Raw genomic sequence first — 13276 nt, 5'->3', positions numbered from 1 at the left:
CTCGTTAGAGTGGCGGGCATGGAGAACGAGATCAGCGTGGTGGATGCCAAGGACCGGAGCCGGTACGAAGCGGTCGACTCCGAGGGCACTCTGATGGGATTCGTCGACTACAGGCTGCACCCCGGTGTGATCAGCTTCGTGCATGCCGAGACGCTGCCGGAGTTCCGCGGGCAGGGCGTGGCCGGCCGGATCGCGACCCAGTCGCTCGACGACGCACGGGCTCTCGGGCTCCGGGTCAAGCCGCTCTGCCCGTTCTACATCGACTTCCTCACCGATCACACCGAGTACGCCGACCTCGTGAAGCGGGAGGGCGAGTGACGGTACTGGGCAAGCTCGAGTGGAAGCCGGCCGCCGAGGTGCCGGAGCTTCTGGCCGAGCCGGTCCGCGGCGCCCTCGGGTCGATCCCGGCGTACGCGGCCGCGATCGATCCCGGCCTCGCGGACACGGCCGCATTCTGCGCGGAGTACGACGTACCGATGGCCGCGTCGGCGAACTGCGTGATCGTCCACGGCAAGCGCGCCGGTGAGTCGACGTACGCCGCGGTGATGGTGCTCGCCACCCACCGGGCGGATGTGAACGGCGTGATCCGCAAGCACCTCGGCGTCCGGAAGATCTCGTTCGCCGCGCAGGACGACGCGGTCGGCACGACGAGGATGGAGTACGGCGGTATCACGCCGATCGGACTGCCCGCGGACTGGCCGGTCCTGGTCGACGAGGCCGTCGCGAACGCCGGCCGGGTCGTGATCGGCAGCGGGATGCGCGCTTCCAAACTCCTCGTCGACGGCGCCGACCTCGCCAAGCTCCCCACCGCCGAAGTACTGCAGTTCGCCTCTCCCGCTAACTGACCGTTTTGAGTCCGTCACTCCCGGGGTACCGGCCCAAAGGCTTTCGACAACCACGGGCCGGGAGGAGCAAGGATGAGCAGCGAGCACGCGTTGGAGCACGGCAAGGCGATACCGAGTCTCGTGCCGGCCCGGATGGACCGGCTGCCGTGGACCAAGTTCCATTGGATGATCGTCGTCGGTCTGGGCGTCTCCTGGATCCTGGACGGTCTGGAGATCCAGCTCGTCTCCCTGGTCGGGAACGTGCTGAAGGAACCCGAGACCCTGCATCTGACCACCTCCGAGGTGGGGCTGATGGCGTCGATCTATCTGGCCGGTGAGGTGGTCGGCGCGCTGTTGTTCGGCCGGCTGACCGACCGGCTCGGCCGACGCAGCCTGTTCATCGTCACGCTGCTGGTCTACCTGATCGCCTCCGGCGCGGCCGGCCTGTCCTGGGACCTCACCTCGCTGCTGGTCTTCCGGTTCATCGCCGGGATGGGCATCGGCGGTGAGTACGCCGCGATCAACTCCGCGATCGACGAGCTGATCCCGTCGAGGTACCGCGGCCGCGTCGACATCGGCGTCAATGGCACCTACTGGGGCGGCGCGCTGATCGGTTCCGCGGTCGGTCTGCTGTTCCTGAACACGGACATCATCCCGGTCGAGTGGGGCTGGCGGCTGTGCTTCCTGATCGGCCCGGTGATGGGCCTGATCATCATCTACCTGCGCCGGCACATCCCGGAGAGCCCGCGCTGGCTGATGACGCACGGCCGGGTCGAGGAGGCCGAGCGGACCGTCGACGACATCGAGGCGACGGTACGGCGGCAGGGCGGCGAACTGCGCGAGGTCCGCGACGACGAGGCGATCGCGGTGGTCGACTACCCACCGGTGACGTACCGCGAGATCGCCCGGGTGATGCTCCGCGACTACCGCAGCCGATCGTTCCTCGGCTTCTCGATGATGGTCACCCAGGCATTCCTCTACAACGCGATCTTCTTCACCTACGCGCTGGTGCTGAAGTCGTACTTCGGTCTGAACGACTCCAGCGTCGCGCTGTACTTCTTCCCGTTCGCAATCGGCAACCTGGCCGGTCCGCTGCTGCTCGGGCACCTGTTCGACACCGTCGGCCGCCGGAAGATGATCCTCGGCACGTACACGCTGTCGGCCGTGGTGCTGTTCATCACCGCGTTGCTGTTCAACGCCGGCGTACTGAACGCCGCGTCGCTGACCGGGCTGTGGTGCGTGGTGTTCTTCTTCGCGTCGGCCGGCGCGTCGTCGGCGTACCTGACGGTGAGCGAGATCTTCCCGATCGAGCTGCGCGGACAGGCGATCTCGTTCTTCTTCGCGATCTCGCAGCTGGCCGGCGGCGTGATCGCGCCGTACCTGTTCGCCTCGCTGATCGGTGAGGGCGACAACCCGGCGCGCGGGCCGCTGACGGTCGGTTACATCATCGGCGCGGTCGTGATGCTGGCCGGCGGGATCATCGCGTGGGTGTTCGGCGTGGACGCCGAGGGCAAGTCCCTGGAGGACATCGCGAAGCCGCTGTCGTCGACGACCGGGGCGACCCGGTTCCAGGGCGCGACGCCGCGGCTCCCGGCTACCGAACGGCGCCGGGAGGACGAACCCTAAGATTGCGGCGTGGGTTCGCTGCTGATCGCCGGTACGACGTCCGACGCCGGGAAGACGACCGTCGTCACGGGGCTGTGCCGTTGGCTGGCGCGGCAGGGTGTGCGGGTCGCGCCGTACAAGGCGCAGAACATGTCGAACAACTCGATGGTCTGCGCGGACGGCACCGAGATCGGCCGTGCGCAGTGGATCCAGGCCGTTGCCGCCGGCGCCGAGCCCGAGGCCGCGATGAATCCCGTCCTGCTCAAACCGGGCAGCGACCGGCGCAGCCACGTCGTCCTGATGGGCGAGCCGTGGGGCGAGCTGTCCGCCCGCGGCTTCCTCACCGAGCGCGCGGAGCTGGCGAAGGCGGCATTCGCGGCGTACGACGATCTCGCGTCGAGGTACGACGTGGTGATCAGCGAGGGCGCGGGCAGTCCGACCGAGATCAACCTGCGGCAGTCGGACTACGTGAACCTGGGACTCGCACAGCACACCAAGGCTCCGGTCGTGGTGGTCGGCGACATCGACCGCGGGGGAGTGTTCGCGTCGATGTTCGGGACCGTCGCGTTGCTCGACGCCGCCGACCAGGCCCTGATCAGCGGGTTCCTGGTGAACAAGTTCCGCGGCGACGTCTCGCTGCTGCAGCCTGGGATCGACATGCTCGCCTCGGTCACCGGCCGCCCGACGTACGGCGTACTGCCGTGGCTGCCCGAGCTGTGGCTGGACTCCGAGGACGCGCTGGACATCCCGGTACGGCGTACCTCGCCGGGCGACCTGTTGACGATCGCGGTGGTGCGGTTCCCGCGGATCAGCAACTTCACGGATCTCGACGCGCTGGCGGTAGAGCCGACCAACAGCGTGTTCTTCACCACGAGCCCGGGGGAGGTCCGCGACGCCGACCTGGTCGTGTTGCCGGGCTCGCGCGCGACCAGTGCCGACCTGGAGTGGTTGCGGTCGCTCGGTCTCGCCGACGCCGTGGCGGCACGGGACGCAGCGGGCCGTCCGGTGCTTGGCATCTGCGGCGGCTACCAGATGCTCGGCGCAACGATCTCCGACCCTCACGGGGTCGAATCGGGTGGCTCGTCGGCCGGTCTCGGGCTATTGCCGGTAGCAACCACCTTTGCGCGCGAGAAGACGCTGGCGCGGCCGGCGCGAACGGCGTACGAGATCCATCATGGTGTCGTCGACGTGATCGGTGACGCGTCGGAGTTCCCGGGTGGCTGCCGCAGCGGCAACACGTGGGGCACGATCTGGCACGGTCTGCTCGACGACGACGCCGCGCGGCACGCGTTCCTCACCGAGGTCGCCGCGCTCACCGGCAAACCCGCGCCCGACGGCTCGGTCTCGTTCGCGGGGCTGCGCGAGGAACGGCTGGACCGCCTGGCCGACATGATCGACGAGTACGCCGACACCGCCGCCCTGCTGCACCTGATCGAGCACGGCGCACCTCCCGTCCCGTTCATCCCACCAGGAGCGCCGTGAAGTCCCACCTCCAGCAGTACCTCCAGGACACTCGCGCGCTGATGCTCGCCAAGCTCGACGGGATCAGTGAGTACGACCGGCGCCGCCCGCTCGTACCGTCCGGGACCAATCTGCTCGGGCTGGTGAAGCACCTGGTTGGCATCGAGTACGTGTACCTCGGGACGAGCGTGGGTCGCCCGCCGGCCGACGTACTGCCGTGGGAGGCGGACGGATCGGTGTGGGAGGGCGCCGACATGTGGGCGAAGCCGGACGAGTCGACGGAGTACATCACCGGCCTCTACGGCGAGGCCTGCGCCCACAGCGACCGCTCCATCGCCGCGCTCGACCTCGACCACCCGGCCGAGGTGCCGCACTGGGCCGAAGGTCAACGCAGTACGACGTTCGGCGCGCTGCTGGTCCGCGTCGTCGACGAGACCGCACATCACGCCGGCCACGCGGACATCGTCCGCGAACTGATCGACGGCCAGGGCGGCAAGGACGCCGACATGCTCGACGAGGCCGCCTGGACGGACTACTACGCCAAGATCCAGCGAGCCGCGGAGACCTTCCGGGATGGATGATTTCGAACGGCTGCGGGGGCGGTTGTTCGGGATTGCGTACCGGATGACCGGTACGGCGACCGATGCCGAGGAGATTCTGCAGGACGCGTGGCTGCGTTGGCAGGATGTCGACCGTACGACGGTGCGTGATCCGGAGGCGTACCTGGCGAAGGCTGTCACGAACCTGTCGATCAAGCAGATGACGTCGGCGCGGGCGCGGCGGGAGCTGTACGTCGGGCAGTGGCTGCCGGAGCCTGTGCTGACCGGGCGGGCTGAGTTCGACGCGCTCGGGCCGTTGGAGGTCGTGGCGGAGCGGGAGTCGGTGTCGTTCGCGCTGTTGCTCCTGCTCGAACGGCTGACGCCGGCCGAGCGAGCGGCGTACGTGCTGCACGAGGCGTTCGCGTACGGGTACCGCGAGGTTGCCGAGCTGATCGGGACGTCGGAGGCGAACGCGCGGCAACTGGCGTCGCGGGCGGGGAGGAAGCTCAGCGCCGAGGGGCCGCGTCAGCAGCCGGTCGACCAGGCGGGTTGGCGGAAGCTGGTCGAGCGGTTCATCGCGGCCGCGCGGCTGGGGGAGATCGAGGAGCTCGAGAAGCTGCTGGCCGAGGACGTGGTGTCGCGCGCCGACAGCGGCGGCAAGGTGTCCGCCGCCCGCAACGTGGTGGTCGGCCGCGATCGGGTCGCTCGCTACACGGCCGGAGCGCTGCAGCGGTTCGGTGGCGACATCGAGGCCCGCCTGGTGGAGGCGAACGGCGGCCCGGCGCTGGTTGCCGTCGGCCCCGATGGCGTCATGGCGATCTGCTTCATCGGCATCGGACCGGACGGTGTCACCGAGCTGCAGTTCGTGATGAACCCGGACAAGCTCGCGTTCGCCGTCGCCCAGCTGTCACGAATCGAAGGGCTACCGGATCTCAGCTGGTGACCGAAAGGAATCCAGCAAAAATGACTTCCATCCTTGTCACCGGCGGAACCGGCACCCTTGGCAAGCCGACCGTAGCCAGACTGCGTGCCGCTGATCATCAGGTCCGGGTGCTGAGCCGGAAGCCCGGACCCGACCGTGTAGTCGGCGACCTGACGACCGGCGAGGGACTGGCCGCGGCGATCGACGGGTCGGACGTGGTCGTGCACCTGGCCACGAGCCAGGGCCGCCGGGACGTCGAGCAGACTCGCAACCTGCTCAAGGCCGCCACGGGCGTACAGCACCTCGTGGTGATGTCGATCGCCGGCATCGAACGCATCCCGCTCGCGTACTACCGGCACAAGCTCGAGGCCGAGCGCCTGGTCGCCGAGTCGGGCGTGCCGTACACGATCCTGCGGGCGACCCAGTTCCACAACCTGGTCGAGCGGGTCCTCGCCGCGCAGCGTTTCCTGCCGGCGGTGCTCGCCCCCGCGATCACGCTGCAGCCGATCGCGGTGGAGGACGTCGCGGTCCGCCTCGCGGAGCTCGTCGACGAGCCCCCGGTGAACGGTCACGCCGCGGACATCGGGGGTCCAGAGCGGCGGCCTGTCGTCGAACTGGCGCAGATGTGGAAGCAGGCGAGGTCCTCGCGTCGGCCGGTGCTGCCGTTGCGGCTGGGCGGCAAGATTTTCCGGGCGTACGCCGACGGCGCGGCGATGGTGGACGGTCCGGCGTACGGGCGGATCACGTTCGCGGACTACCTCAGATGAAGGGCTATGTCCGCGCGGTGCTGATCGTGTTCGCCGCGTTCGAGCTCGTTCTCGGCGTGTGGCTGACGTTCGCCCCGAAGACGTTCTACGACCACGTGCCGACGGTCAACTGGACACCGCCGTACAGCGACCATCTCTTCCACGACTTCGGCGGCGCGTCGCTCGGTCTGGGGATCGTCCTGACCGCGGCCGCGATTCGCCTGGACCGTTACCTGGCGGCAGTGGCGCTGCTGGCGTATCTCGCGTTCTCCCTGCCACACATGATCTTCCACCTCGCCCATCTCGAGCACGGCGAGCCGGGTTGGTCGGTCGTACTCGCAGTCGGCGTGATCTTGATGGTGGTGCTGCCGGCCACCGCTTTGGTGGGGACGCGCAAGTTGACTTGACGACTGTGACAGTAGGACTGTCACAATAGCGCCCATGGGTCCACTCGAGGGCGTGAAGGTGGTCGAGCTGGCCGGCCTCGGTCCGGCGCCGTTCGCGTGCATGATGCTGGCCGAGCTCGGCGCCGACGTGCTGCGGATCGATCGCCCCGGTGGCGGGGCGTCGATGGGTCCGCCGGAGCTGGATCTGGTCAATCGCGGCCGTCGGAGTGCGGCCCTGGACCTCAAGCAACCGGCCGCGGTCGACGTCGTACGGCGCCTGGTCGCGCAGGCCGACGTACTGGTCGAAGGATTCCGGCCCGGGGTGGCCGAGCGGCTCGGGCTCGGGCCGGCGGACTGTCACGCGCTCAATCCGCGGCTCGTGTACGGGCGGATGACCGGGTGGGGCCAGGACGGTCCGCTCGCGCAAGCGGCTGGGCACGACATCGACTACCTCGCGCTGTCCGGCGCGCTACATCTGATCGGGCGCGCCGATGGGCCGCCACAGGTGCCGGCGAACCTGCTCGGTGACTTCGCGGGCGGCTCGCTGTACCTCGTGATCGGCGTACTCGCCGCCCTGAACGAGGCGCAGCGCAGCGGTCAGGGACAGGTCGTGGACGCGGCGATCGTGGACGGATCGGCGCACCTGACCACGATGCTGCTCGGGGCGCTCGCCGCCGGGTCGTGGCGGCAGGAGCGCGGGACGAACCTGCTGGACACGGGTGCGCCGTTCTACGACGTGTACGAGACCGCCGACGGGAAGCACGTCGCGGTCGGGGCGCTGGAGCCGCAGTTCTACGCCGAGCTGATCGACAAACTCGGTCTGGACGCGCCGGACCGCAACGATCCTTCGCAATGGCCGGAGTTACGGAAGGTTCTGGCCGAAACGTTCCGGCAGCGGACGCAGGCGGAGTGGACGGAGCTGTTCGACGGCTCGGACGCCTGCGTCGCACCGGTGCTGCCGCTGGCCGGCGACCACCCGCACCTCGTTGCCCGAGGCACCTTTGTGGACCACCACGGCGTCCGGCAGGCGGCCCCCGCGCCGCGCTTCGACCGTACGCCGACCAGCCTGGACCGACCGCCCGCGCGGCCGGGGGAACACACCCGGGAAGCCTTGGCCGACTGGGGAATCACCGACATCGACGGGCTGCTCGAGTCCGGCGCAGCCGTGCAGAACTGAGAGAGGAACCCGCCCGTGGAACGTCAGCTGTTCGACGCCGATCACGACGCCTTCCGGGAGACCGTCCGGTCGTTCTGCGACAAGGAGATCGTCCCCCACCACGACAGCTGGGAGGACGCCGGGATCGTCCCGCGCGAGCTCTGGAGCGCGGCCGGCGCGGCCGGCCTGCTCGGATTCATGATGCCGGAGCAGTACGGCGGTGGTGGCGTGCGTGACTTCCGGTTCAACACCGTGCTGATCGAGGAGCTGACCCGGGTTCGTGCGAGCGGGGTCGGCTTCACCATCCACACTGACATCAATTCGGCGTACCTGCTGGACTACGCGACCGACGAGCAGAAGGCGCGCTGGCTGCCGAGGTTCTGTTCGGGGGAGACGATCACCGCGATCGCGATGACCGAGCCCGGGGCCGGCAGCGATCTGCAGGGCATCCAGACCACCGCGCGGCGCGACGGCGACCACTATGTGCTGAACGGGCAGAAAACGTTCATTTCCAACGGGATTCTCGCCGACCTGGTGATCGTCGTGGCGAAGACTGATCCGGAGGCCGGCGCGCAGGGGATCTCGCTGATCGTGGTCGAGCGCGGGATGCCCGGGTTCGAGCGTGGGCGGAATCTGGACAAGATCGGGCTCAAGGCGCAGGACACTGCGGAACTGTTCTTCGACGACGTTCGGGTCCCTGTGGACAACCTGCTCGGCGAAGAGGGCAAGGGCTTCATCTACCTGATGGAGAAGCTTCCTCAGGAACGGTTGACGATCGCGGTGGTCGCGGCTGCCGCCTGCGAGAACATGCTCGAGGACACCCTCCGGTACGTGAAGGACCGCAAGGCGTTCGGCCGTCCGATCGGGTCGTTCCAGAACAGTCGTTTCGTCCTCGCGGAGCTCGCGACCGAGACGCAGATCGCCCGGGTGTTCGTCGACCGCTGCATTCAGGAGCTGAACGCCGGCACGCTGACCGTCGCGGAGGCCGCGATGGCCAAGTGGTGGACCACCGAGCTGCAGAAGAAGGTCGTCGACCGGTGCCTCCAGCTGCACGGCGGCTACGGCTTCATGACCGAATACCCGATCGCCAAGGCCTACCTGGACACCCGTATCCAGACCATCTACGGCGGCACCACCGAGATCATGAAGGAAATCATCGGCCGGACGATGGGCGTCTAGACGCAGGGGAACCGTCGCTCGGTGCGCACGCGGGCGGCGCCGTCGCGACGGGTCCTGCGCCTGATCACCAGACAGGTGGTGCGAGCATCCTGTGCTGGGTATCGCCGTGTGTCGTGCGCAACCCCTCCGGCGGCGCGACACACCTGGCGCCGAGGTCTTGGGCATGCCCGAACAGGCTCGATCAGCCTAACCCTTAAGGCAGCAAGGCACCACGGCTTGTCACAACTACTCCAGAGACGGGGACGGGGTGAGCGTCAGCCTGGCCTGGACGACCTCGTCGGCGACGTCGGTCAGACGGCGGTTGTTGGCGCGGGCGTACGAACGCATCAAGGCGAACGCTTCGTCGACGCCGATGTCGAGGCTGTGGCTGAGGAAACCCTTCGCCTGCTCGATCAGGATCCGGCTGTTCAGAGCGGTCTGGAGCTGCTCGGTGACGATCTCCTGGCGGGCCAGCGCGCGTTGGTGCACGATGCCGATCGTGGCCGCGTCGGCCAGCGCCTGCCCCAGGGTGATGGTGTCGGCATCCAGCTCCCCGGTGGTCTTGCTGAACAGATTCACCGCCCCGAGGACTGTGTCGCGCAAGCGCATCGGCAGCGCCTGCACCGAGAGGTAGCCGGAGCTGACAGCGGCTGCGGTGAAGCGGGGCCAGTGGCCGCGGGCGCTCCGCAGGTCCGGATGCTGCACCGGGCGGCCGGTACTGAACGCGTCGAAGCAGGGGCCCTCGAGGTTCTGCAGCTGGTTCAGCTCGACCAGCCGTGCCTGTTCGGTGGAGGCCGCGACCAGGTTCAGCGCACCGTGATGATCGGCGAGAAGAATGCCACAGGCCGACACCCCCAGCAGCTCGCTGCAACGAGCGGCGAGCCGGTCCAGGAACTCGATGACATCGAAGTCGTCGACGAGCGTGTCCGACAATTCGATGAACACCTCGCGCACTCTGCGATCGGATGCACTCATCAGTCCTCCTCCTCTTCTTTCTCGGCCGTTTCGGGGTCTGTCAGCTGCGGCTTCGCCGGTGGACCGCCGCCACGGGGCTGGTCACCGTCGAGGTGCAGGCGATCGGACATCACGTCGATGGCGACCTTGTACAACGACAATCCACTGCTGTAGGCGTACGCGCGCAGCCGGGCCAGCGCGTCGGTGACACTGATGCGCTGCTGGGAGGCGAGCCTGCCGGCGGCCTGGTGGACCTCGGCCCGGCGAGCGGTGAACGCAGCCTCGATCACCTCGTCCAGGTCCGCGCTGACACCCTGACGGTTGTCCAGGGCGAGCACGAACAGGGCGTCTGCGAACACCAACGCCTGCTCCAGTTGCTCGCGCTGCAGTGGTCCCGGCTCCCGCCGGTAAACGGTCAGTACGCCGACCCTCGCGGCTCCGGCGGCGACCGGGAACGCGAAGACGCCGCGCACATTCCGTGCACCACCAGCTGCGGCGAACGCCGGCCACCGTCGACCGGCCGCGACGCCGGCAAGGTCTGGCTCGAGCACCGGCGCGCTCATGGCGGCCGCCTCACCGCTCGGGCCGTCACCAAGCTCGAACTGCAGTTCGTCCAGGTCAGCGATCTCCGGGCTGGTGGCCAGCACCGGCTCGAGCATCCCGCCGTCGCGCGTCATCGCGAGCCCGGCGCCGGCCGCGGAGAGCGCCTGGGCACAGGCCGACACGGCGTGCGCCAGCGTCGGGGACGCGCCGTCGGCAACGGCTCTGATCGCCCCCCACACCCTCGCGCTGCGGTCGTGATCCACCCAATCCGTCCAGACTCGAACCGCCATCGGGCGGAGCGTCCACCCTAGCGGCCGGATCATCGAGATGTTGGTCATAGCGCGCGCGTCACCATCAGACTCTTGTGCGGCCGCGCCATGTCCGGTCCCCAGATCCGCCGGTCCAGCCGCCTGATAACGACCGGTACCCGATGCCGCGATCCTCATCCGTCGCCCGCCGGGTGCGATGCGCGAGCCGTGGTCCGGGGCACGCCGTACCGCCCAGTTTAGTCCCGTGTCGGGTCCGCGGCGCTCCCTGCGCGCAGGTCGACCGTGATTGACTGCTTCCAGGAGTCGAGGGAGGTCGTTATGGGCATCGTGTCGCCGGGGTTCACAGGTCGGCGCGGCGGTGGGACGGATCTACCGCCGGGGCAGTACCTGACGCACGAGTTTCCGGTGCTGTCGGCGGGACCGACACCGCACATCCTGACCGATCACTGGGAATTCACGGTCACCACGGAGACCGGCGAGAAGTACAAGTGGGACTGGGCGGCCCTGACGGCGTTGCCGGCCGAGGAGATCACCAAGGACATCCACTGTGTGACCCGGTGGTCCAAACTGCAGACGACCTGGAAGGGCGTCTCGCTCGACACGCTGCTCGCGGACGTCGAGACCGGCGCGGACTTCGCGATGGCGCACAGCTACGGCGGCTACACCACGAACCTGCCGCTCGAGGACCTGCTCGACGGGCAGTCCTGGATCGCCTACGAGTACGACGGTGAGCCGTTGCACGCCGAACACGGCGGACCCGCGCGACTGCTCGTTCCGCACCTGTACTTCTGGAAGAGCGCCAAATGGGTCCGAGGTCTGGTGCTGTCCGACAGCGAGGACCTCGGCTTCTGGGAGACCGCCGGCTATCACGAGTACGGAGACCCATGGAAAGAACAGCGATACGCCGGCGATTGAGCGCGCGCATGTCTTGGCAGGTCGCCACGGTGGCCGATGTACGGCGGGAGACGGAGACCGCTCGCACGATCGTGCTCGACGTACCGGACTGGCCGGGGCATCTCGCGGGGCAGCATCTCGACGTACGGCTGACCGCGGACGACGGGTACCGGGCGTCGCGGTCGTACTCGATCGCGTCGGCCTGGGACGGTTCGGACGGCTCGACGATCGAGCTGACCGTGGAGCAGGTGCCTGACGGCGAAGTGTCGCCGTACCTGGTCGACGTGCTGAAGGTCGGGGATCCGCTGGAGATCCGGGGACCGGTCGGCGGGTGGTTCGTGTGGAAGCCCGAGCAGGAAGGGCCGGTGCAGCTGATCGGCGGGGGATCGGGAGTCGTGCCGTTGCGGGCGATGCTGCGGGCTCATGCCGTCGCTGGTACGACGCCGGTGCGGTTGCTGTACTCCGTGCGGCGGCCGGAGTCGGTGATCTACGTGAGCGATCTGAAGGAGCTGGCCTCGTCGGACGATGTCGACGTACGGCTCGTTTACACGCGGGAGGCGCCGGCCGGGGAGCCTCGGGTCGGGCGGATCGACGCGGAGCTGATCGAGCAGTACGCGTTCAAGCCCGAGGACGGCGCGACGACGTACGTATGCGGACCGACGCCGTTCGTGGAGACGGTGGCGGACCTGCTGGTCGCGGCCGGGCACGACCCGGCCCGCGTCAGAACTGAACGTTTCGGCCCGACAGGAGGACCTCGATGAGCGACTACTTGGACGGCAACGCGGCCGCGGGGGCGCTGAGCGAACTGTTCGCGGTCGACCTCACCGCAGCCATTGCCCAATGCAACGGTTGCGGCCAGACCACCGTCTTCGCCGAGTCCCGCCTGTACGTCGACGCCCCCGGCATGATCGCCCGCTGCGCCGGCTGCGACACCGTCCTCCTCCGCGTAGTAACCACCCCCACCAACACCTACCTAGACCTCCGAGGCCTCACCTACCTCCGAGTCCCCAACTCATAACCCCCCGGGCCCGCAAACACCACCCGGCGGTGGGGTCAGCGGGGTTTGTGTTGGGTTCGGCGGATTGTGTCTCGTTGGGTTTCGCCTACGGCTCGTTCGTAGGCCAGGACCAGGCCTTGGATGGTGACTGGTTTGAAGCGTTCTACCAGTTGCTGGATGTGTTCCGGGGGGCCGCCGGAGTCGCGGTAGTGGGGCCAGACCTTGGTGCGGAAGACCTCGGTGAGTTCCTCGGCGATCGCGCGGCCGTGTTCGGTGAAGATCCGGCCGGCGTCGAGCACCGCCTCGACCGGGAGATCCAGGTCGAGCAGTTCGACGCCGAGACTCAGATGCGCGGTCGCGACCTGGAACACGTCCTCGTCGGGCGTCGGCTCGACCACCCCGAGCGCCACCAGCATCTCGATGTCGTCGTCGTTCAGCTCCCGGCCGGTACGCCGTACCAGTGCCGAGCGATCGAGTGTTTCAGGGAGATCGCGCATCCACGGCGTCAGCAGGGTCCGGTGCAGCGCGATGTCCTGCGGTGTCGCGTCGGTCGGGATCCGGTCCAGGTACCCCTCGATCGCCTGCAGCGTGAACCCGTGCGCCTGCAGCTCACGCACCAGATCGAGCCGCGCGATGTGCTCCGGGCCGTAGTACCCGACCCGCCCGCGCCGGATCGGCGGTGGAATCAGCCCCCGCCCCGCATAGAAACGCAACGTACGCACGGTCATCCCGACCCGCGCCGACAGTTCGTCCACCGTCAGCGTCGCGTCGGTCCCAGTAGACGCAGTCCCCGCCAGCTCCGACATGGCGGAGATCATAACG

Annotated in this window: 16 protein-coding genes; 13 read left to right on the top strand and 3 right to left on the bottom strand. The window is 68.5% G+C overall.

The genetic code is table 11. The features are described 5' to 3' along the window. Nucleotides 1-18: 18 nt before the first annotated feature. The 10 genes from EV649_RS26185 (at nt 19) to EV649_RS26140 (ending at nt 8818) form a co-directional block, all read left to right on the top strand. The gene (locus EV649_RS26185) at nt 19-318 is read left to right on the top strand and encodes a GNAT family N-acetyltransferase (RefSeq protein WP_130386183.1); all 300 of its coding nucleotides are present in this window, start codon (nt 19-21) and stop codon (nt 316-318) included. Next, nucleotides 315-845 (top strand): YbaK/EbsC family protein, encoded by a 531-nt coding sequence (locus EV649_RS26180; protein ID WP_130386182.1) that lies wholly within the window; start codon nt 315-317, stop codon nt 843-845. The genes EV649_RS26185 and EV649_RS26180 overlap by 4 nt, the downstream gene beginning before the upstream one ends. A gap of 72 nt (nt 846-917) precedes the next feature. Next, complete coding sequence (locus tag EV649_RS26175) at nt 918-2450, top strand: MFS transporter (RefSeq protein WP_198682676.1); 1533 nt, start codon at nt 918-920, stop codon at nt 2448-2450. 9 nt (nt 2451-2459) lie between these two features. Beyond that, the gene (locus tag EV649_RS26170; protein WP_130386181.1) at nt 2460-3911 is read left to right on the top strand and encodes a cobyric acid synthase; all 1452 of its coding nucleotides are present in this window, start codon (nt 2460-2462) and stop codon (nt 3909-3911) included. After that, on the top strand, nt 3908-4471 hold the full coding sequence (locus EV649_RS26165) for a DinB family protein (RefSeq protein WP_241998650.1): 564 nt from the start codon (nt 3908-3910) through the stop codon (nt 4469-4471). The genes EV649_RS26170 and EV649_RS26165 overlap by 4 nt, the downstream gene beginning before the upstream one ends. Continuing rightward, nucleotides 4464-5372 carry an RNA polymerase sigma factor SigJ gene (sigJ, locus tag EV649_RS26160; protein ID WP_130386180.1) on the top strand — a complete coding sequence of 303 codons (909 nt, stop codon included), beginning with the start codon at nt 4464-4466 and terminating at the stop codon, nt 5370-5372. Before EV649_RS26165 ends, sigJ begins: the two co-directional genes overlap by 8 nt. A gap of 20 nt (nt 5373-5392) precedes the next feature. Then, complete coding sequence (locus tag EV649_RS26155; RefSeq protein ID WP_130386179.1) at nt 5393-6118, top strand: NAD(P)H-binding protein; 726 nt, start codon at nt 5393-5395, stop codon at nt 6116-6118. Further along, complete coding sequence (locus EV649_RS26150) at nt 6115-6504, top strand: hypothetical protein (RefSeq protein WP_130386178.1); 390 nt, start codon at nt 6115-6117, stop codon at nt 6502-6504. The genes EV649_RS26155 and EV649_RS26150 overlap by 4 nt, the downstream gene beginning before the upstream one ends. A 34-nt stretch (nt 6505-6538) precedes the next feature. Beyond that, nucleotides 6539-7660: a CaiB/BaiF CoA-transferase family protein gene (locus EV649_RS26145; RefSeq protein ID WP_130386177.1), complete on the top strand. Its 1122-nt coding sequence runs from the start codon at nt 6539-6541 to the stop codon at nt 7658-7660. Nucleotides 7661-7675: 15 nt separating this feature from the next. Beyond that, the gene (locus EV649_RS26140) at nt 7676-8818 is read left to right on the top strand and encodes an acyl-CoA dehydrogenase family protein (RefSeq protein ID WP_130386176.1); all 1143 of its coding nucleotides are present in this window, start codon (nt 7676-7678) and stop codon (nt 8816-8818) included. 225 nt (nt 8819-9043) lie between these two features. On the opposite strand, the gene EV649_RS26135 is transcribed toward EV649_RS26140, so the two are convergent. After that, complete coding sequence (locus EV649_RS26135; RefSeq protein WP_130386175.1) at nt 9044-9772, bottom strand: GAF and ANTAR domain-containing protein; 729 nt, start codon at nt 9770-9772, stop codon at nt 9044-9046. Beyond that, nucleotides 9772-10584, bottom strand: a complete 813-nt coding sequence (locus EV649_RS26130; protein WP_157996320.1) for a GAF and ANTAR domain-containing protein — start codon at nt 10582-10584, stop codon at nt 9772-9774. The genes EV649_RS26135 and EV649_RS26130 overlap by 1 nt, the downstream gene beginning before the upstream one ends. 297 nt (nt 10585-10881) lie before the next feature. On the opposite strand from EV649_RS26130, the gene EV649_RS26125 reads away from it, so the two are divergent. The 3 genes from EV649_RS26125 to EV649_RS26115 are packed head-to-tail and all read left to right on the top strand — an operon-like array spanning nt 10882 to nt 12475. Further along, nucleotides 10882-11478 carry a sulfite oxidase-like oxidoreductase gene (locus tag EV649_RS26125; protein WP_130386173.1) on the top strand — a complete coding sequence of 199 codons (597 nt, stop codon included), beginning with the start codon at nt 10882-10884 and terminating at the stop codon, nt 11476-11478. Between the two features lie 8 nt (nt 11479-11486). Beyond that, nucleotides 11487-12218, top strand: coding sequence for a ferredoxin reductase (locus EV649_RS26120; protein WP_241998647.1), 732 nt, complete (start codon nt 11487-11489; stop codon nt 12216-12218). Beyond that, entirely contained in the window at nt 12215-12475 is a 261-nt protein-coding gene (locus EV649_RS26115; protein WP_130386171.1) for a DUF6510 family protein, read from the top strand. The genes EV649_RS26120 and EV649_RS26115 overlap by 4 nt, the downstream gene beginning before the upstream one ends. 35 nt (nt 12476-12510) lie before the next feature. On the opposite strand, the gene EV649_RS26110 is transcribed toward EV649_RS26115, so the two are convergent. Next, complete coding sequence (locus EV649_RS26110; RefSeq protein ID WP_241998645.1) at nt 12511-13260, bottom strand: MerR family transcriptional regulator; 750 nt, start codon at nt 13258-13260, stop codon at nt 12511-12513. Between the last annotated feature and the right edge of the window lie 16 nt (nt 13261-13276).

This window comes from Kribbella sp. VKM Ac-2569 (assembly GCF_004216905.1).
GTDB lineage: Bacteria > Actinomycetota > Actinomycetes > Propionibacteriales > Kribbellaceae > Kribbella.
Note: the sequence above shows the minus strand (reverse complement) of the source record. Positions and strands in the feature narration are given on the sequence as shown.

Excerpts from the sequence above, each read along its gene's own strand:
- sigJ (WP_130386180.1), top strand. The coding sequence starts at position 4,464 with ATGGATGATTTCGAACGGCTGCGGGGGCGGTTGTTCGGGATTGCGTAC.
- EV649_RS26110 (WP_241998645.1), bottom strand. The coding sequence starts at position 13,260 with ATGTCGGAGCTGGCGGGGACTGCGTCTACTGGGACCGACGCGACGCTG.
- EV649_RS26115 (WP_130386171.1), top strand. The coding sequence starts at position 12,215 with ATGAGCGACTACTTGGACGGCAACGCGGCCGCGGGGGCGCTGAGCGAA.
- EV649_RS26155 (WP_130386179.1), top strand. The coding sequence starts at position 5,393 with ATGACTTCCATCCTTGTCACCGGCGGAACCGGCACCCTTGGCAAGCCG.
- EV649_RS26135 (WP_130386175.1), bottom strand. The coding sequence starts at position 9,772 with ATGAGTGCATCCGATCGCAGAGTGCGCGAGGTGTTCATCGAATTGTCG.
- EV649_RS26185 (WP_130386183.1), top strand. The coding sequence starts at position 19 with ATGGAGAACGAGATCAGCGTGGTGGATGCCAAGGACCGGAGCCGGTAC.
- EV649_RS26175 (WP_198682676.1), top strand. The coding sequence starts at position 918 with ATGAGCAGCGAGCACGCGTTGGAGCACGGCAAGGCGATACCGAGTCTC.
- EV649_RS26125 (WP_130386173.1), top strand. The coding sequence starts at position 10,882 with ATGGGCATCGTGTCGCCGGGGTTCACAGGTCGGCGCGGCGGTGGGACG.
- EV649_RS26130 (WP_157996320.1), bottom strand. The coding sequence starts at position 10,584 with ATGGCGGTTCGAGTCTGGACGGATTGGGTGGATCACGACCGCAGCGCG.
- EV649_RS26150 (WP_130386178.1), top strand. The coding sequence starts at position 6,115 with ATGAAGGGCTATGTCCGCGCGGTGCTGATCGTGTTCGCCGCGTTCGAG.
- EV649_RS26145 (WP_130386177.1), top strand. The coding sequence starts at position 6,539 with ATGGGTCCACTCGAGGGCGTGAAGGTGGTCGAGCTGGCCGGCCTCGGT.
- EV649_RS26120 (WP_241998647.1), top strand. The coding sequence starts at position 11,487 with ATGTCTTGGCAGGTCGCCACGGTGGCCGATGTACGGCGGGAGACGGAG.